Annotated in this window: 19 protein-coding genes; 2 read left to right on the plus strand and 17 right to left on the minus strand. The window is 68.3% G+C overall.

Annotation, left to right across the window (positions count from 1 at the left end):
* Positions 1-40 precede the first annotated feature (40 nt).
* The 6 genes from KK131_RS02275 to KK131_RS02300 all read right to left on the minus strand — a co-directional run bounded on the left by KK131_RS02275 (position 41) and on the right by KK131_RS02300 (position 4363).
* Entirely contained in the window at positions 41-991 is a 951-nt protein-coding gene (locus KK131_RS02275) for a cation diffusion facilitator family transporter (RefSeq protein WP_214554986.1), read from the minus strand.
* Positions 992-1036: 45 nt separating this feature from the next.
* Positions 1037-1471, minus strand: a complete 435-nt coding sequence (locus tag KK131_RS02280; protein WP_214554987.1) for a MerC domain-containing protein — start codon at positions 1469-1471, stop codon at positions 1037-1039.
* Positions 1472-1569: 98 nt separating this feature from the next.
* Entirely contained in the window at positions 1570-2085 is a 516-nt protein-coding gene (locus KK131_RS02285; RefSeq protein WP_214554989.1) for a transcriptional repressor, read from the minus strand.
* 31 nt (positions 2086-2116) lie between these two features.
* Positions 2117-2395, minus strand: coding sequence for a hypothetical protein (locus KK131_RS02290; RefSeq protein WP_214554991.1), 279 nt, complete (start codon positions 2393-2395; stop codon positions 2117-2119).
* Positions 2396-2430: 35 nt separating this feature from the next.
* On the minus strand, positions 2431-3846 hold the full coding sequence (gene gltX / locus KK131_RS02295) for a glutamate--tRNA ligase (protein WP_214554993.1): 1416 nt from the start codon (positions 3844-3846) through the stop codon (positions 2431-2433).
* Positions 3847-3931: 85 nt separating this feature from the next.
* Positions 3932-4363: a DUF4399 domain-containing protein gene (locus KK131_RS02300; protein ID WP_214554994.1), complete on the minus strand. Its 432-nt coding sequence runs from the start codon at positions 4361-4363 to the stop codon at positions 3932-3934.
* Positions 4364-4507: 144 nt separating this feature from the next.
* Here KK131_RS02300 and KK131_RS02305 point away from each other — a divergent pair, with 144 nt between their 5' ends.
* Both KK131_RS02305 and KK131_RS02310 read left to right on the plus strand, forming a co-directional pair.
* On the plus strand, positions 4508-5668 hold the full coding sequence (locus KK131_RS02305; protein WP_214554995.1) for a glycosyltransferase family 1 protein: 1161 nt from the start codon (positions 4508-4510) through the stop codon (positions 5666-5668).
* Positions 5637-6200, plus strand: a complete 564-nt coding sequence (locus KK131_RS02310) for a phosphatase PAP2 family protein (protein ID WP_214554996.1) — start codon at positions 5637-5639, stop codon at positions 6198-6200. Before KK131_RS02305 ends, KK131_RS02310 begins: the two co-directional genes overlap by 32 nt.
* A 288-nt stretch (positions 6201-6488) precedes the next feature.
* Here KK131_RS02310 and accD read toward each other — a convergent pair whose 3' ends face one another.
* The 11 genes from accD to aroC all read right to left on the minus strand — a co-directional run bounded on the left by accD (position 6489) and on the right by aroC (position 17988).
* Positions 6489-7358, minus strand: coding sequence for an acetyl-CoA carboxylase, carboxyltransferase subunit beta (accD, locus tag KK131_RS02315; RefSeq protein ID WP_214554998.1), 870 nt, complete (start codon positions 7356-7358; stop codon positions 6489-6491).
* Positions 7359-7409: 51 nt separating this feature from the next.
* Positions 7410-8210 (minus strand): tryptophan synthase subunit alpha, encoded by an 801-nt coding sequence (trpA, locus tag KK131_RS02320; RefSeq protein WP_214554999.1) that lies wholly within the window; start codon positions 8208-8210, stop codon positions 7410-7412.
* Positions 8207-9418: a tryptophan synthase subunit beta gene (gene trpB, locus KK131_RS02325; RefSeq protein WP_214555000.1), complete on the minus strand. Its 1212-nt coding sequence runs from the start codon at positions 9416-9418 to the stop codon at positions 8207-8209. Before trpB ends, trpA begins: the two co-directional genes overlap by 4 nt.
* 67 nt (positions 9419-9485) lie before the next feature.
* Positions 9486-10487 carry a cupin-like domain-containing protein gene (locus KK131_RS02330; RefSeq protein ID WP_345777227.1) on the minus strand — a complete coding sequence of 334 codons (1002 nt, stop codon included), beginning with the start codon at positions 10485-10487 and terminating at the stop codon, positions 9486-9488.
* A gap of 5 nt (positions 10488-10492) precedes the next feature.
* A complete protein-coding gene (locus KK131_RS02335; protein WP_214555002.1) occupies positions 10493-11116 on the minus strand; it encodes a phosphoribosylanthranilate isomerase in 624 nt (207 codons plus the stop codon).
* Positions 11113-11895: a tRNA pseudouridine(38-40) synthase TruA gene (gene truA, locus KK131_RS02340; protein WP_214555003.1), complete on the minus strand. Its 783-nt coding sequence runs from the start codon at positions 11893-11895 to the stop codon at positions 11113-11115. The genes KK131_RS02335 and truA overlap by 4 nt, the downstream gene beginning before the upstream one ends.
* A 107-nt stretch (positions 11896-12002) precedes the next feature.
* Complete coding sequence (locus KK131_RS02345; RefSeq protein ID WP_214555005.1) at positions 12003-14327, minus strand: FimV/HubP family polar landmark protein; 2325 nt, start codon at positions 14325-14327, stop codon at positions 12003-12005.
* A gap of 177 nt (positions 14328-14504) precedes the next feature.
* A complete protein-coding gene (locus KK131_RS02350; RefSeq protein ID WP_250887144.1) occupies positions 14505-14765 on the minus strand; it encodes a BREX-1 system adenine-specific DNA-methyltransferase PglX in 261 nt (86 codons plus the stop codon).
* Positions 14766-14802: 37 nt separating this feature from the next.
* Positions 14803-15834, minus strand: a complete 1032-nt coding sequence (locus KK131_RS02355) for an aspartate-semialdehyde dehydrogenase (protein WP_214555008.1) — start codon at positions 15832-15834, stop codon at positions 14803-14805.
* A gap of 41 nt (positions 15835-15875) precedes the next feature.
* Positions 15876-16868, minus strand: a complete 993-nt coding sequence (locus tag KK131_RS02360; protein ID WP_214555010.1) for a D-glycerate dehydrogenase — start codon at positions 16866-16868, stop codon at positions 15876-15878.
* A gap of 31 nt (positions 16869-16899) precedes the next feature.
* Positions 16900-17988: a chorismate synthase gene (gene aroC, locus KK131_RS02365; protein ID WP_214555012.1), complete on the minus strand. Its 1089-nt coding sequence runs from the start codon at positions 17986-17988 to the stop codon at positions 16900-16902.
* Between the last annotated feature and the right edge of the window lies 1 nt (position 17989).

Here is a 17989-nt window from a genome sequence, read left to right on the forward strand (position 1 = left end):
CGGCCTGCCATCATAGCAGTGTCGGAGCCGTGCGGGATAGTCAGGGCTGGCCGTGCCCGGCGCAGTCCCCGCCGGCATCGAGACACTTGCCGGGGTCGATCTGCACGGTCACATGCTGGATCCCGAAGCGCTCCAGCAACATTCGCTTGATCGCCTGCAAGGCCCGCGCGCCGTCGGCATGCTCATCCAGTTCGGCATGCACGGTGGCCATGCGCGAACCCGACGCCAGTTGCCACACGTGCAGGTGGTGAATGTCGCGGATGGCGGGATCGGCCGTGCGCAGCGACGCCTCCACCAGTGCGCTGTCCATGCCGTCGGGCACGCCTTCCAGCAGGATGTGCGCGGACATCCGCAACAAGCGCCATGCGCTGCCCAGGATCAGCAGCGAGACCAGCAGCGACAGCACCGGATCGGCCCACAGCCAGCCGAGCCAGCGGATCGCCAGCGCCGCCAGCACCGCCGCCAGCGAACCGAGCAGGTCGCCCAGCACATGCAGGCTGGCGCCGGCCAGGTTGACGTCGTCGTGCGCATGCCCGTGCAGGGTGCGCAGCACCAGCGCATTCACCAGCAACCCCGCGACCGCCACGGCCAGCATCATCCCGGACAGGATCTCCCCGGGGTGCAGCAGCCGCACGACGGCCTCGTAGACGATCCAGCCGACCAGCACGAACTGGCCCATTGCATTGACGAAACCCGCCAGCACTTCCATCCGGCCATAGCCGTAACTGCGCCGCGCATCGGCCGGCCTGGTTGCCACCCACGCGCCGACCACCGCCAGCAGCAGGGCCAGCGCATCGACCATCATGTGGCCGGCATCGGCCAGCAAGGCCAGCGAGCCGGACCACGCGCCGCCAACCACCTCGACCATCATCATCACGGCGGTCAAGACGAAAGCAAACAGCAGCTTGCGACTGCGCCCGCCGGATGCAAGGGCGTGGCCATGCGCATGGTCGTGTGCGTGGTCGTGCAAGTGGGCGTGGGGCGTGCTCATGCGTGCATGCTAGGAACGGCCGCCGCCGTTACACAATCACCACGTTCAGTGCGCGCACTGCGGGCCATGCACGTGGGCGTCGCCGTTGCGGCTGTCCAGTCGCAGGTTGACGAAATGCGCGGCGGCCAGCAGCAGGCCGCCGCAGGTCACCAGCACGCTGTGCAGGATCAGCAAGGAGCCATCGATGTAGATGACGCCGAGCAGCAGCAGGGCCAGCGCCGGCGCGGCCAGCCGCAATGGCAGCGACTGCCGGTGCCGGCGATAACCGCGGACCAGCACGAACGAGGCCAGCACGCAGGCACACAGCACGAAAACACGCTCGAAGCGGTGGTCGGCCAGGAATTCCAGGCCCAGCAGCGGCAGCAGCGCGAGCACGAAGGGCAACAGCGCGCAGTGGATCGCGCACAGGAAAGAAGCCATCGCGCCAACGCGATCGGCGGCATGCCACCAACGGGATTTGTTCGCCTGCTCGGAATCCATCGACCTGCCCCGGCGTCGCCAGACGTGGCGACTCTATATCCGGCCGACGATATGTTACTTTATAACACTATCGACCGCCATACCCGGGGAACCCGGGCTCAGGCCTTGCGGCAGTTCCTGCAGGTGCCGTGCACTTCCAGGGTTTGCGCCTGCGGACGGAAGCCGAGTGCCTTGGCCTGTGCCTCGATCAGCTCGGCAACCCGCTCGTCGCAGACTTCCTGGGCACTGGAGCAGATGTCGCAGATCAGGAACGGTACCTGGTGCGCTTCGGCCGGGTGGTGGCAGGAGACGAACGCATTGATCGATTCCAGCTTGTGGATGAAGCCGTTCTCGAGCAGGAAGTCGAGCGCGCGGTAGACCGTCGGCGGCGCGGCGTTGCCGTGCTTCTCGCGCAGCTGGTCAAGCAGGTCGTAGGCCTTGACCGGCTTGTGCGCGGTCGCGACCAGTTCGAGCACTTCCTTGCGCAGCGGGGTCAGGCGCAAGCCGCGCTCCTCGCTGGCATGCTCCACCGCACGCACGAACCCCTTCGCATCCTCATGATGATGATGCGGATGGTGCGCGTGCGGGTTGTGGGCGACTTCATGGCTCACGCGTTTCACCTCAAGACGGATCATACACTGGCAACCGCATCACTCCAGACAAGGCTCAGCGCCGCAGTGGCGGCGGCTGCGGGTGCGGCGCGGGGCGGGGCCTGGACAGGATCACGATCCAGCCGATCGGCCCCAGCACCCACGCCCATACGATGCCCTCGAACAGGCGGCCGCGCCACCAGCCGAGCAGCGCGCCCACCGCGACGAACAGCAGGCTCCACCAGAACATGGCTGCCCACGGCAGCATATTCAACAGGTTGAAGAAGATGTGCCAGAACGCACCCGGTGCGTCGGGGTCGACGCCCTGGGTGGCCCTGGCCAGCAGTTCGTCCACGGCGGGTTCAGCGCGTCATCGACATGGCGGGAAGCTCATCCCCGCGCGATGGCGATCGCGGCGTCGATGCGCTTGAGCGCTTCGTCGCAGCCGGCCAGGTAGATCGTGTGCTCGATCGACGGCGAGACCTGGGTACCGGTCATCGCCACCCGCAGCGGCTGCGCGATCTTGCCCATGCCCAGTTCCAGCTTCGCGGCAACCTGCTCGATCACCTGGTGGATCGGTTCCGGCTGCCATTCGCACCCGGCCAGCAGCGACTTGGCCGCGTCGAGCACGGCAACCGCGCTGTCGTTCTTCAGATGCTTGGCGACCGCCTTGTCGTCCCATTCGGCGATCGGCGCGTACCAGATCTTCGCGCGCTCGGCCATTTCCTTCAGCGTGTGCACGCGGTCGCGCAACGCCACGATCACGTCGACCGGTGCCGGGCCGTGCGACGTGTCGATCCCGGCGCGCTGCAGGTGCCACTCAAATTCGGCGGCCAGCGACTGCGGGGCATCCGTCTTCAGGTAGTGCTGGTTGAGCCAGGCCAGCTTCTCGGTGTCGAAGCGCGAAGCGGCCTTGTTGACGTCGGCGATGTCGAACAGCGCGATCATCTCCTCGCGCGAGAAGATCTCCTGGTCGCCGTGCGACCAGCCCAGCCGCACCAGGTAGTTCAGGATCGCGTGCGGCAGGAAGCCGTCGGCGCGGTACTCCATCACGCTGACCGAGTTGGTGCGCTTGGACAGCTTCTTGCCTTCCTTGTCGAGGATCATCGGCAGGTGCGCGAACTCCGGCACCTTCGCGCCCAGCGCGTGGTAGATGTTGATCTGCCGCGGCGTGTTGTTGACGTGGTCGTCGCCGCGGATCACCTCGGTGATGCCCATGTCGATGTCGTCGACCACCACGGCGAAGTTGTAGGTGGGCCAGCCGTCGGAGCGGAAGATCACCAGGTCGTCCAGCTCGCTGTTGGCCCACTCGATGCGACCCTTCACCTTGTCGTCGAACACCACCGAGCCTTCAGTCGGATTGCGGAAACGGATCACGCGATTGGGATCGTCACGACGGGCTTCATGAAAGCCGGGTTCGTTGCGGTCGCGGTAATGGCCGTTGTAGCGCGGCTTCTCGCCCTTCGCCATCGCGGCCTCGCGCATCGCCTCGATCTCTTCCTTGCTCTCGTAGGCGTAGTACGCCTTGCCGGCGGCGACCAGCTCGTCGGCGACCTGCTTGTACCGCGCAAGCCGCTGGGTCTGGTAGAACGGGCCTTCGTCGGCGTCGAGGCCGAGCCAGTGCATCGCGTCGAGTATCGCCTGCACCGCCGCGTCGGTGGAGCGCTCGCGGTCGGTGTCCTCGATGCGCAGGATGAATTCGCCGCCGCGACGGCGCGACTCCAGCCAGCAATACAGCGCGGTGCGCGCGCCGCCGATATGCAGGAAACCGGTGGGGCTGGGGGCGAAGCGGGTGCGGACGGTCATCGGAATATCGGCAGCGTGAGAGCGAAGCTGCCGATTTTAGCCGATCTGCCAACGGCAGCCCGCGAATCGCCCGCTTCACACAGGATTACTTCACGTGGATGGTGATCTTCTTCGACACCACCGCCGGATCGAACGGCACATGGTTCTGGTCGCCCAGTTCCAGTTGCAGGGTGTGCGTGCCGGGCTTCAGCTTCAGCGTGGTCTCGGTCTGGCCGCCACCGAAGTGGATGTGGTTGGCGTCGTTCGGGATCGGCTGGCCGGCAGCAGGCAGTTCCTTCACGTCGACCAGCAGGTGATGGTGGCCGGTGTGCTCCTTGGTCACCCCGGCCGGCGCCACGCCCATGCCCTTGAGGCCGAAGCGCACGGTGACGTCCTGGCCCACGGTGGCGCCATTGCTGGGCGAAATGATGTAGACCTCGGCGCCGCCGGGTGCCGGGGTGATCGGCAGGCCAGCGTCGGCGGCCAGTGCGGCACTGGCCAGTCCGGTCAGGGCAAGTGCGAGCAGGATGCGTTTCATCGTCGGTCTCCAGCGGTGAAGGATGGCCCAGTGTAAGCGCTGTGGTGTCCTCAAGGCACCCGCACGTCACCGCGGCGTCATGTACCCGCCACGTCGCCGCAACGCCGGCCGGCGAAGCTGTGCCCAGCCAGCACGGGTAGCGTCATGCGCATCGGCATCGTCAGCGAAACCTATCCACCGGAAATCAACGGCGTCGCGCTGACCGTGCACAGCCTCGCCGCCGGACTTGCCGCGCGGGGCCACGACATCGACCTGATCCGCCCGCGCCAGCCGCAGCCACATGGCGATGAAGCCGGCATCGACGCGCTCGAACTGCGCGGCGGCGCCCTGCCCCGTTACCCCGGCCTGCGCTTCGGCCTGCCAGCCGGACGCACGCTGCGCCAGCACTGGTCGAAGCAGCGTCCCGACGCGGTGTACGTAGCTACCGAGGGACCGCTCGGCTGGTCGGCCATGCGTGCCGCCAGACGACTGGGCATCCCGCTCAGCAGCGGCTTCCATACCCGCTTCGACAGCTACGCCAGCCACTACGGCCTGGGCCTGCTCACGCCGCTGGTGCGCGGCTACCTGCGCCGCTTCCACCAGCGTGCCGCCGCCACGCTGGTGCCGACCGACGCACTCGCACGGGAGCTGCATGCCATGGGTATCGCCAACGCACGCCTGCTGCGCCGCGCGGTGGACACGCAGCTGTTCCACCCGAACCGGCGCGATGAAGCCTTGCGCGCCAGCTGGGGCGTGGACGCCGCCACGCCGGTGGTGCTGTACGTCGGACGCATCGCGCCGGAGAAGAATCTCGACCTGGCGGTACAGGCCTTTCGCGCGATCCGCCAGCAGGTGCCGCAGGCGCGTTACGTATGGGTCGGCGACGGCCCGGCCCGCGACGCGCTGCAGGCCGCGCATCCGGATTTCATCTTCGCCGGCGTGCAGCGCGGCGAGGCGCTGGCACGGCACTACGCCAGCGCGGACCTGTTCCCCTTCCCCAGCCTCAGCGAGACCTTCGGCAACGTGATCATCGAGGCGCTGGCCGCCGGCCTGCCGGTGGTGGCCTACGCCGAAGGCGCCGCGCGCGAGCATCTCGTCGACGGCGTCAACGGCTACTGCATCGCATCGGGCAACGCAGCGGCCTTCATCGGGGCGGCGGCGAAACTTGCCGGCAACCCGGCGCTGATCCGGCACATGGGCCGCGCCGGCCACGCCGGCATGGCCGGGCTTTCGCCGGACGCGGTGATCCGCGATTTCGAAACCCTGCTGCGCGAGATGGCCGAGGAGAACCTGCATGAACACGCCTCCATCGCCGCCCACGTCTGAGCTTCTGCCCGGGCCGCGTTTCGCGCTGGACCGACGCGTCTGCGTGATCGCCAACCACTGGGGCGCCCGGCGCCTGGTGGGCCTGTTCTTCGGCATGGTCAGCCGGCTCGGCGACGGGGTGTTCTGGTATGCACTGATGGCCGCGCTGGCCGTGCTCGGCGGCCAGCGCGGCATCGCCGCCGCCACGCACATGGCGGCGACCGGACTCGCCGCGTTGCTGCTGTATCGCCTGCTGAAGCGCTGGACGCGCCGCCCGCGTCCCTACCGCGCCTGCCCCGGCGTGATCGCGCACGTGCCGCCGCTGGACGAGTTCAGCTTCCCGTCCGGGCATACCTTGCAGGCGGTGGGCTTCAGCGTCGTGGCGCTGGCCTGGTATCCGTCGCTGGCGCCGCTGCTGCTGGGCTTCACTGTACTGGTCGCCGTCTCGCGGGTGATCCTCGGGCTGCACTATCCCAGCGACGTGCTGGCCGCGATCGTCATCGGCAGCGGTCTTGGCGGCGTGTCGCTGTGGCTGCTGTCGTCACTCGGCTGAGCGTTGCGCTGCACAGAATATGCGCACGCCGTCGGCAGTGCCTTTGCGCTCAGACAGATAGCGCACTTGTCCACAGGCTTTACCGCGCACGCTCCACAATCGCTGTGGAGAACTTCGCCCGACTGCGCAACATCTCGGCAACGCGTAGCAAGTGCTTGATGGACAAGTGGCGAATATCGCTTGTCCACAGGCTTTACCGCGACACCTCCACAGCGGCTGTGGAAAACCCGATCGCGCAAACGACGATGCCGCCCGAAGGCGGCATCGCATCGTTGTGCCAATCCCGGATCAAGCCGCGCGCGGCGCCTTCATCAGGATGCCGAGCAGGTCGGCCAGCTTGTCGCGCATCTCGCGGCGATCGACGATCAGGTCGATCGCGCCATGGTCGAGCAGGAACTCCGAACGCTGGAAGCCCTCCGGCAAGGTCTCGCGCACGGTCTGCTCGATCACGCGCGGACCGGCGAAACCGATCAGCGCCTTCGGCTCGCCGATATTGATGTCGCCAAGCATCGCCAGGCTGGCCGAAACGCCGCCGGTGGTCGGGTTGGTCAGCACGCTGATGTACGGCACGCCGGCGTCGCGCAGGCGCGCCAGCGCGGCCGAGGTCTTCGCCATCTGCATCAGCGAGAACAGCGCTTCCTGCATGCGCGCGCCGCCGGTAGCGGAGAAGCACACCAGCGCGCTCCTGTCGGCCAGCGCGCGTTCGGCGGCGCGCGCGAACTTCTCGCCGACCACCGAACCCATCGAGCCACCCATGTAGGCGAACTCGAATGCCGTCGCCATCAGTGGACGGCCCTTGAGCCTGCCGCTCATCGCGACCATCGCATCCTTCTCGCCGACCTTCTTCTGGGTGGCGGCAATGCGGTCGCGATACTTCTTGGAGTCGCGGAACTTCAGCGGATCGGTCGGCTCCAGGCCAGACCACAGTTCCTGCGCCGAGCCCTCGTCGAGCAGCGCGCCCAGTCGCACGCGCGCACTGATGTAGTGATGATGGCCGCACTTCGGGCAGACCATCAGGTTGCGCTCGAGCTCCGGCCGGTACAGCACGGTGCCGCAACCGCCGCACTTTTCCCACACGCCCTCGGGCACCGAACCCTTGCCGCCATTCGGACTCTGCGGGCGGGTGCGCGGGTTCATGATTTTCTGCAGCCAATTCATTGCATCACCCTGACTGTTCGTGAGCGCGCCGCGATCAGGCGGTGCGCGTCCTCAATGCGTATCGAGCGCGGTGCGGATCGGCGCCAGGAACGCTTGCGCGCGCGTGGCGATTTCCGCGGCATCCGTCGCCCCGGCCAGCCGCTCGACCAGCGCACTGCCGATCACCACCGCATCGGCGAAACCGGCGATCGCCTGCGCGCTCGCCGCATCGCGGATGCCGAAGCCCACCGCCACCGGCGCCTTCGCATGGGCCCGGATATCCGCCACGCGCGCCGCGATGTCGCCGGTGCTCAAGTGTGCCGCACCAGTGGTGCCGGCAAACGAGACATAGTACAGGAAACCCTCGGCCGAACCGCACAACTGCGCCATACGCGAGGGTGCGGTGGTCGGTGCGGCGAGCAGGATCTGCTGCAGCCCGGCGTCGCGCAACGGCTGCAGCACGGCGGATTCCTCCAGCGGGCAATCGACCAGCAGCACGCCATCGACGCCGGCCTGCACGGCCTCCTGCGCGAAGCGCGCGTAGCCGTGGATCTCGACCGGGTTGAGGTAGCCCATCAGCACGATCGGCGTGTCCGCATCGCGCTGTCGGAACGCAGCGACCCAGCCCAGCACCTCGGCCAGGCCCACGCCTTTCGCGATCGCCCGCTCGCTGGCGTGCTGGATAACCGGGCCGTCGGCCATCGGGTCGGAGAACGGCACGCCCAGCTCGATCAGGTCGGCGCCGGCGTCGACCAGTGCGTGCATCAGCGCCACCATGTGCTGCGGCGACGGATCGCCGGCGGTGACGAACGGAACCAGGCCGGTGCGGCCGGCCGATTTCAGGGCGGCGAAGCGACGGTCGATGCGACTCATACCTCGACTCCTTCGCGCGCCGCGATCGTGTGCACGTCCTTGTCGCCGCGGCCGGACAGGTTGCACAGCACGATGCCGTCCTTCGGCAATTCACGCGCCAGCTTGATTGCCTGCGCCACCGCGTGGCTGGATTCCAGCGCGGCCAGGATGCCCTCGGTGCGCGCAAGCAGATGGAATGCCTCCATCGCCTCGTCGTCGGTCACGCCGACGTACTCGGCGCGGCCGGCGTCCTTCAGGAACGCATGCTCGGGACCGACGCCGGGATAGTCGAGGCCAGCCGAGATCGAATGCGTTTCGGTGATCTGGCCGTTGTCGTCGCACAGCACGTAGGTGCGGTTGCCGTGCAGCACGCCGGGCCGGCCGGCCGCCAGCGAGGCCGCGTGATGCCCGGTGGCGATGCCCTCGCCGGCCGCCTCGGCGCCGACGATGCGCACGCCGGCATCGTTGAGGAACGCATGGAACAGGCCGATCGCGTTGGAACCGCCACCGACGCAGGCAGTCAGCACGTCCGGCAGGCAGCCGTATTGCTCCAGCACCTGCGCGCGCGCCTCGCGACCGACGATCGCGTTGAAATCGCGCACCATCAGCGGGTACGGATGCGGCCCGGCCACCGTGCCGATGATGTAGAAGGTGTCGGCCACGTTGGTGACCCAGTCGCGCATCGCCTCGTTCAGCGCATCCTTCAGCGTCTTCGAGCCGGACGTCACCGGCACCACCTCGGCGCCGAGCAGCTTCATGCGGTAGACGTTGATCTTCTGCCGCTCGATGTCCACCGCGCCCATGTAGACCACGCACTTCAGGCCCAGCCGCGCCGCCACCGTGGCGCTGGCCACGCCGTGCTGGCCGGCGCCGGTCTCGGCGATGATGCGGGTCTTGCCCATGTTGCGCGCGACCAGCGCCTGGCCGACCGTGTTGTTGATCTTGTGCGCGCCGGTGTGGTTCAGATCCTCGCGCTTGAACAGGATGCGCGCACCACCGACGTGCTGCGACAGCCGTTCGGCGTGGTAGATCGGGCTGGGCCGGCCGACGTAGTGCTTGAGGTCGCGGTCGAGTTCGGCGATGAACGCCGGATCGTCGCGCAGGCGCAGGTAGGCTTCGGTCAGTTCGGCCAGCGGCGCCATCAGGGTCTCGGCGACGTAACTGCCGCCGTAGTTGCCGAAGCGGCCGTGCGCGTCGGGGTAGGCGTTGTAATCCACGATCTTGCTCATGTCCTCACTCGTTGGCATGCCGCACTGCGGCAAGCGGTCATCTTAGCGGCAAGCCCGGCCGAAGGGTTCACAGATAGCGCCGGATGGTTTCGCGCAACTCGGCCAGTTGTTCGGGTGTCAGCGGACCGAGTATTCCGCGCCGGCCGGCAGGGATATGCGCGGCGGAATCCTCGTCGTCGAACACGTAATGGTCCAGCAACGTCTTCCACGCGGCCCGCTCCGCGGGCGGCAGCGAGCGGAAGGTGAGGATGCAATGCATCAGGCAGCCCAGTGCGGTGTTCGGTGCATAGCCGCTGGCAGGCACGGGTTTCCACCAGTAATTCACCAGTGCATTGATCCGCTCCAGCGACTCGACGTGATGCCACCACATCGGCGGGATGTAGATCGCGTCGCCGGGGTGAAGATCCGCCACCTGCGCCTCGGCCAGGGCCAGCTTCAGGCGGGGGTAGCGCGGATCGTCCGGGCGATCGAGCCGGGCGATGCCGATCGCCGCGCCGGTGGGCGCGAAATCCAGCGGTCCGACATACAGGTTGCGCGCCTGTTCCGGCGCGAACAGGGTGAAGCGCCGGGCGCCGCAAACGACGCAGGCGACGTTGTGGTACTCGTCGAAATGCGCGGGCGTGGTGACCCGGTTGCCGATCCAGATGCGCGGCTGGATGCTGCGTTCGAGAAACGGAATCGCGTGATCGTCCAGCAACCCCGGCAGGCAGGCGGAGATCAGCGCGCTCTGCATCGCCAGGCCCGGCGCGTCCGGCTGTCGGCTGTACTGCGCCAGCCGCTGCAGGCCCTGGGTGACCGAGACGCGGTGATGCGCGTAGTTGAAGCCGTCGAACGCCGCGTTGTAGCCGATCACTCCCTCGCCCGGCGGCAGCAGCAGCGCATCGACCTCGCTGCCGTTGTCCAGCGCGGCCAGGCCCTGGGCAAACGCCGTGTCCGACTGCCGCGCCCAGGCCACCATCGGCCAGTCGCGGCACAGGCCGCGGATGACCAGCGGGCGCGCGCGGCCGACCAGGTCGGCGAGTGCGATCGGCCGGCCGGTATCGTGATGTTCCTCGATCGCCGCGGGCACGCCATTCACTCCGCGTCGGCCGTGCGCACCGCACGGATGAAGGCTTCCAGCCGCAACGGATCCTTGATCCCCGGCGCCGATTCCACCCCGCTGGCCACGTCCACTGCCCACGGGCGCGCCGTGCGCACGGCATCGCCCACGTTGCCTGCATGCAGGCCACCGGCCAGGATCAGCGGCTGTGCCAGCTCGCCCGGCAGCAACGACCAGTCGAAGGCCTTGCCGCTGCCGCCGGCTTCGCCGGCGGCGTGGCCGTCCAGCAACAGTCCGGTGGCATGCGGATAGTCGTGCAGGCGCGGCAATGCCGCCGCGCCCTCGCCCATCGCGATGGCCTTCAGGAACGGATGGCCGAACTGTGCGCACCAGCCATCGCTCTCGTCGCCGTGGAACTGCAGCAACGTGGGCCGCACTTCATCGAGCACCTGCCGTACCAGGCTCGCTTCGTCGTCCATGAACAGCGCGACGGTGGCGACGAACGGCGGCAACGCCGCGACGATCTCGCGCGCCTGCGCCAGCGTCACCTGCCGCTTGCTGCGCGCACTGAACACCAGTCCGATCGCGTCGGCGCCGAGGCGTGCGGCGAGCAGCGCATCCCCGACCCGGGTCATGCCGCAGCACTTGATGCGGGTCACTGGCCGGCTCCCATCAGGCAGACTTCCGGCGGCAGGCCCCAGTGCGCCTCGTAACGCGGGCCGACGAAGGTCAGCCCCGAAGCCAGCGCCGTCGGGCCGGCCACCTGGCGGTCGCGGCCGGCCAGCAGTTCGGCCAGCCATTCCACCGGTTGCTCGCCGCGGCCGATCAGCAGCAGCGAGCCGACGATGTTGCGCACCATGTGATGCAGGAACGCGTTCGCCTCGATGTCGACGAACAACTGCTCGCCCTCGCGCCGCACGCTCACCGCCAGCACGCGGCGGCGCGGATGCGCGGCCTGGCAGGACAAGGCGCGGAACGCGCTGAAATCGTGCTCGCCGAGCAAGGCCTGGGCGGCGGCGTGCATGCGCTGCGCATCCAGCGGCAGGCGTTCCCAGGTGACGTAGCGCGCGTCCAGCGCCGCACGCACCGGCCGGTTGAGGATGTGGTAGCGGTAACGCCGGCTGCGCGCCGCGTAACGCGCGTGGAAACTGTCCAGCACCGGCTGCGCCCACAGCACCGCCACGCTGGCCGGCAGATTGGAGCAGGCACCCAGCACCCAGCCGCGCATGTCGCGGCGTGCCCCGGTATCGAAGTGCACGACCTGGCAGCGACCATGCACGCCGGCGTCGGTGCGTCCTGCGCAGCTGACCTCGACCGGGTGATCGGCGACTTTCGACAAGGCCTGCTCCAGCACTCCCTGCACGCTGACGTCCGTCTTCAGGCGCTGCCAGCCGTTGAAATCGGTGCCGTCGTATTCGATGCCGAGAGCGATGCGCATGGGGTCGTGCAGGAATCCGCCGAGAGAAGAAGAAAGATTAGCAGGCCGCAACGGCATCGGGCCGGCAGAAGCCGGCCCGATTCATCCCGCAGGTCGTACCTGGCGACTCAGTGCAGGCTGTCGAGCAGGCGCTTGGCGACGTCCCTCTGCATCTGGCTGCCTTCCTTGACCACCTCGCCGAGCATGGCGCGGGCGCCTTCGGCGTCACCCATGTCGATATAGGCGCGGGCCAGGTCGAGCTTGGTGTCCACCGGATCGTCGTTGAACTCACCCAGGTCGTGGCCTTCGTCGGCCGCCTGGTGCGTGCTGTCCGCATCGTCGAAATGCCAGCTTGCGGCCGGCTCGGCAGGGGCCGGCCGATCCGCTGCCAGCGGCGCGACCACGGTGGCATCGTCCGATGCCGGCGCCGGACGGGACGCCGATTCGGCGGCGGCCTGGGTCAGATCGAAATTGAAATTGTACTCGCTGACCCGTTTCGGCCCGTTCGACGGCAACGGCGGCATCGAGGAGACGACCGTGGGCGCATCGCTCTCGTCCGCATAGTCGTCGATGTCGAACTCGCCGCGCGCCTCCGCGTCGTCATGCGCCACCGGCTCGACGTGATGGTCGAACAGCGGATGACCGGGCACCAGGTCCTCGCCCATGTGCAGCACGTCCTGCCACTCGTCCTGCTGCGGGTCGGTGATATGGGCGTGCATCGCCTCGGCCGCCGCCTCGAAATGCTCGACGTCGCGGCGCGAGTAGTACAGGGTGACCAGCTCCAGGTGCAGCCCGATGTCGTCCGGGTGTTCGGCCAGCTGGTCGAGCAACTCGTCCTGGTCGACGTCGTCGCCGAGGAGGTCCTGGTCGGCGGCGGACGTCGAACCGAAACGGTCCGCCAGCGACGGCGCGGACTTCGAGGCGGCGGCACCCGGCTTGCGCCGACGGCCCAGCATCGCCAGCAGGATCAGCAGCACGATCGCGCCGGCCCCGGCCGCCCAGGCCCAGGTCTGCATGTACCACGGCTGCTCTGCGGCAGCCGGTTGACTGGCCGGCTTCTCCACCGGCTTGACCGGCGCCGGCGTCGCGATCGGCGTGGTGACCACGGACGCACCGCTGGCCGGCGTGCTGGCCACGCTGGATGCGCCGGCCGGCGTGGTTACCGCCGCCGCGGTCGAACCCGCGGCGACCGGAGCCGCGGCTGCGTTGGCGGCGGTGCTGGCGGTGGCGGTTTCCAGGTCGGCTTCCGCTGGCGTCGTCGCCGCGATGGCCTTCGCCGTGCTGGCCGCCGCCGGCGGCATGCCGGCGGCCTTGCGCGCAGCGGCCAGCTTGGCCTGCAGTTCGGCGATCTCGTTGTCCTTCAGCGACAGCAGGCGCTCGTTCTTGCTGTTGATGTCCGCCAGGTCCTTCAGGCGGGTCTTCAGGTCGGTGCTCTGCTGCTGCAGGCTGGCCAGGCTTTCCTGGGTGCGCAGGAGGTCCTGGCGAAGGCTGGCGCTGGCCTTGTCGCCCGCCCCGCTGCCGCGGTTTCCCGTGCTGCTGCCTTCCTTCGCCGGCACCAGCGCAAGCCGGTCCCCGGTATCCGGTGCACTGACCGGCGCACTGGAATGGGAGGCACGGGTCGCGGCATCCGCCACGACCGCGGGCTTGCCCGGCACGCCGGCACGCCAGTCGCTGTTCTGCCGGCGCACTTCGGCGACGGCGGCAGCGATCGTCATGGCCTGCGCCTCGGCCGACGTCGGCACGCGCAGCACCGCACCACTCTTCAGCGCGTTGATGTTGTCGCGGTAGAACGCGTCCGGGTTGGCCTGCTTCAGCGCCAGCATCACCTGCTGCACATCGACGCCGGCGGGTGCCACGCTGCGCGCAATGCCCGACAGCGTCTGGCCGCGCTCGACCGGACCGTACTGGCCGTTGCTGGCCACCGGCGCCGCCGGTTTCGGAGCTGGCGCCGGTGCCACCGGCTTGGGCCGGGCCGCCACCGGCGCCGCGACCGGAGCCTTCGGGCGCTGCACGGGCTGGCTCGGCGCTGGCGTGGCCGCGACGGCCGTTGTCGCCTGCGCATTCGGCGGGTCGAGCAGGATGGCGTACTCACGCACGCTCTTGCCGGCCTTGCCGTTCACTTCGATCAGCAGGTCGAGGAAGGGATCGTCCACCGGTGCGCTGCTGGTGATGCGGATGACCGGATGGCCGGCACCGGCATTCGCCACGCTGAAATGCAGCGGGATCGTGGTGCGCCCGCCGACGATGCCCGCGCGGGCAAATTCCTCGCTGGAGGCCAGCTGGACGGTGAGTCCCTGCAACTCCGCCGGACTGTCGGGATGCAGGGGAATCTCGGCCAGCAGCGGCTGTCCCAGCGCCGACTTGACCTGGATCTGGCCAAGATCCATGGCCATGGCCTGGCTGCCGCCCAGTGCCAGCGCGATCAACATCGACAATTTCAACGAACAATTCATTGCGTGTTCCCCCGAACGATCCTGGCGCAACTCTTAAATTCACTTATGGCGTTGCCGCAATGGCGGCCACGGCCCCAAACGAGGTGCCACTTTAGTTATATGCAGGCCAATCAACAATAGCTGCGGCGAATACTTGCAGGACATTGCTACGGTGTGTTCTCACCGTAGCCACGCTTTCTAACGCGAGTCCGAGGCCGGCCTGGCCTGCAGCTCATGCAGCTGCTTTTGCAGCTCGGCGATGGCCTGGTCCTGCTGCTGCAGACGCTCGCTGGCCTGCCTGCTGTCCGATTCCTGCCGGTCGAGGTCCTGCTCCAGCCGCTTCACCTCGGCCTGGCGTCTGACCAGCTGCTGCTGGGCTGTCGATGGCGACTTCACCGCTGCCGGCGCGGCCGGCGACGACTTCGCCTGGCCACCGGCCCAAGCCGTTGAAACGGTCATAAATCCAACGATGACAAAGAGTTGCGTCAAACGCATCTTAGAGATAATCCTCGATCAGCAATTCGGCGATCTGCACCGCATTCAGCGCCGCGCCTTTGCGGATATTGTCCGAGACGATCCACAGGTCCAGCCCGCGCTCGTGCGAAATGTCCTCGCGGATGCGCCCCACGAACACCGCGTCGTTGCCGGCCGCCTCGCCCACCGGGGTCGGATAGCCGCCCGGCTTGCGCTCGTCCACCAGCACCACGCCCGGCGCCTGCCGCAGCAGTTCGCGGGCCTGTTCGGCGGTGATCTTGTCGCTGGTCTCGATATGCACTGCCTCGGAATGGCCATAGAACACCGGCACGCGTACCGCGGTCGGGTTCACCTGGATCGACTCGTCTTCCAGGATCTTGCGGGTCTCCCACACCAGCTTCATTTCCTCCTTGGTGTAGCCGTTCGGCTGGAAATCGTCGATCTGCGGAATCACATTGAACGCGATCTGGGCCGGGAATTTCTTGCCCGGCTCCACGCTTTGGAAGTTCAGCAAGGCCGCGGTCTCCCGCCCCAGCTCCTCCATCCCGCTGCGGCCGGCACCGGATACCGACTGGTAGGTGGCCACGTTGATCCGCTCGATCTGCACCGCGCGGTGGATCGGCGCCAGCGCCACCAGCATCTGCATGGTCGAGCAATTCGGGTTGGCGATGATGCCGCGGCTGGTGTACTGGGCGATCGCGTGCGGATTGACCTCGCTGATCACCAGCGGGATGTCGTCCTGGTAGCGGAACTCCGAGGTGTTGTCGATCACCACCGCGCCAGCCGCCGCCGCGCGCGGCGCGTGCTCGCGACTGACCGAACCGCCAGCCGAGAAGAAGGCGATGTCGACGCCGGCGAAATCGTAGGTATCCAGCAGCTGCACGGTGATGTCCTTGCCGCCGAAGCTGACCTTGCCGCCGGCCGAACGCTCGCTCGCCAGCGGCACCAGCTCGCTGACCGGGAACTCGCGCTCGGCGAGGATCGCCAGCACGGTCTCGCCGACCGCGCCGGTGGCGCCGACCATGGCGACCTTGTAACTGCTCTTCTGACTCATGGGTGGTGTTCTTCGCTCAGGGTGGGATGTCGCGCGGGCCGTCAGGCCAGCACGTTGGGATTGAGGATCGTGGGCGGCCGCCCGGCATGCGGGCCATGGCCGAACAGCGCCAGCACATTGTCCACGGCCAGGGCGGTCATTGCACGGCGCGTTTCGGTGCTGGCGCTGGCGATATGCGGGCTGAGCACGACGTTGTCCAGTTCGAGCAGGCCCGGATACAGCGCCGGCTCGCCTTCGAACACGTCCAGCCCGGCCGCAGCCAGTCGCCGCTCGCGCAGGGCCGCGGTCAACGCCTTGTCATCCACGATGCCGCCGCGGGCCACGTTCACCAGCACTGCGGTCGGTTTCATCAGCGCCAGTTCGGGCGCGCCGATGGCGTGCCGGGTCTGCGGCGTCAACGGCAGTACCAGCACCAGGAAATCGGATTCGCGCAGCAGTTGCTGCTTGTCGACGAAGCGCGCGTTGCAGGCCCGCTCGGTCGCCTCGGGCAGCGGCGAGCGGTTGTGGTACAGCACCGGCATGCCGAAGCCGACCGCACGGTGCGCGATCGCCTGGCCGATCCGGCCCATGCCGAGGATGCCCAGCGTGCGGCCGCGCACGTCGGTGCCCAGCCACGCCTTGAACTCGGTGGCCTTCCAGTGCCCGGCACGCAGCCAGCGCTCGGCCGCATTCATGCGCCGCGCGGAGCCGAGCAGCAGCGCCCAGGCGTAGTCGGCCACGCTTTCGTTGAGCACGTCGGCGGTATTGGAGGCGGCGATGCCGGCGGCACTGAGCGCGTCCAGGTCGAGGTTGTCGTGGCCGACGCCGAGATTGGCGACGATGCGCAGCCGATGCGCACCGGCGATTTCCGCCGCGCCGATGCGGTCCTTCAGGCCCACGATCGCGGCGTCCTGCGTCGCCAGCCTGGCCGCCAGCTCGGACGGACTGAACTTGCGTTCCTCCGGCTCGACCGTCACCTCGAAGTGCGGTTCGAGCCGGGCGACGATGCCCGGGAAGGTGGGACGCGAGACCCAGACGCGGGGCTTGTCAGTCATCGGCACGGTTCCGGTTGCGATAGTCGATTCATCACGGAATGCGCGGCGCCACCGCCCCCACGTCGCCGCACTGGGCGCGATGGCGCAGCGCGTGGTCGATCAGCACCAGCGCCACCATCGCCTCGGCGATCGGGGTGGCGCGGATGCCGACGCAGGGATCGTGGCGGCCCTTGGTCACCACCTCCACAGGTTCTCCGGCCAGATTCACGCTGCGGCCGGGGATCAGGATGCTGGAAGTCGGCTTCAACGCGATCGAGGCGATCACCGGCTGGCCGCTGCTGATGCCGCCGAGGATGCCGCCGGCATGATTGGACGCGAAGCCGTCCATGCTCATTTCGTCGCGATGCTCGCTGCCGCGCTGGGCGACCGCGGCGAAGCCATCGCCGATCTCCACGCCCTTGACCGCGTTGATCGACATCAGCGCACTGGCCAGATCGCCGTCGAGCTTGCCGTAGATCGGCTCGCCCCAGCCTGGCGGCACGCCGTCGGCGACCACGTTGACGCGCGCGCCGACCGAGTCGCCGGACTTGCGCAGCGCGTTGATGTAGTTCTCCAGCGCCGGCACCTGCGCCGCGTCGGGCCAGAAGAACGGGTTCTGCTCCACCGCGTCCCAGTCGAACGCATTCGGCACGACGTCGCCGATCTGCGCCAGGTAACCGCGCACGCGCACGCCGTAATGCTCGTCCAGCCACTTCTTGGCGACCACCGCCGCGGCCACGCGCATGGTGGTCTCGCGCGCCGAGGAACGCCCGCCGCCGCGCGGATCGCGGATGCCGTACTTCTGCCAGTAGGTGTAGTCGGCGTGGCCGGGACGGAAGCTCGACGCGATGTCGCCGTAGTCCTTGCTGCGCTGGTCGGTGTTGCGGATCAGCAGCGCGATCGGCGTGCCGGTGGTCTTGCCTTCGTACACGCCGGAAAGAATTTCCACCTCGTCCGCCTCGTGCCGCTGCGAGGTGTAGCGGCTGCGACCGGTGGCGCGGCGATCGAGATCGCTGCGGAATTCCTCCACGCTGATCGCCAGTCCCGGCGGGCAGCCGTCGATCACGCAGCCGATCGCCGGCCCGTGGCTTTCGCCGAAGGTGGTGACGGTGAACAGTTTGCCGAAGGAATTGCTGGACACG

It is taken from the genome of Rhodanobacter sp. LX-99 (assembly GCF_018599185.1).
Taxonomy (GTDB): domain Bacteria; phylum Pseudomonadota; class Gammaproteobacteria; order Xanthomonadales; family Rhodanobacteraceae; genus Rhodanobacter.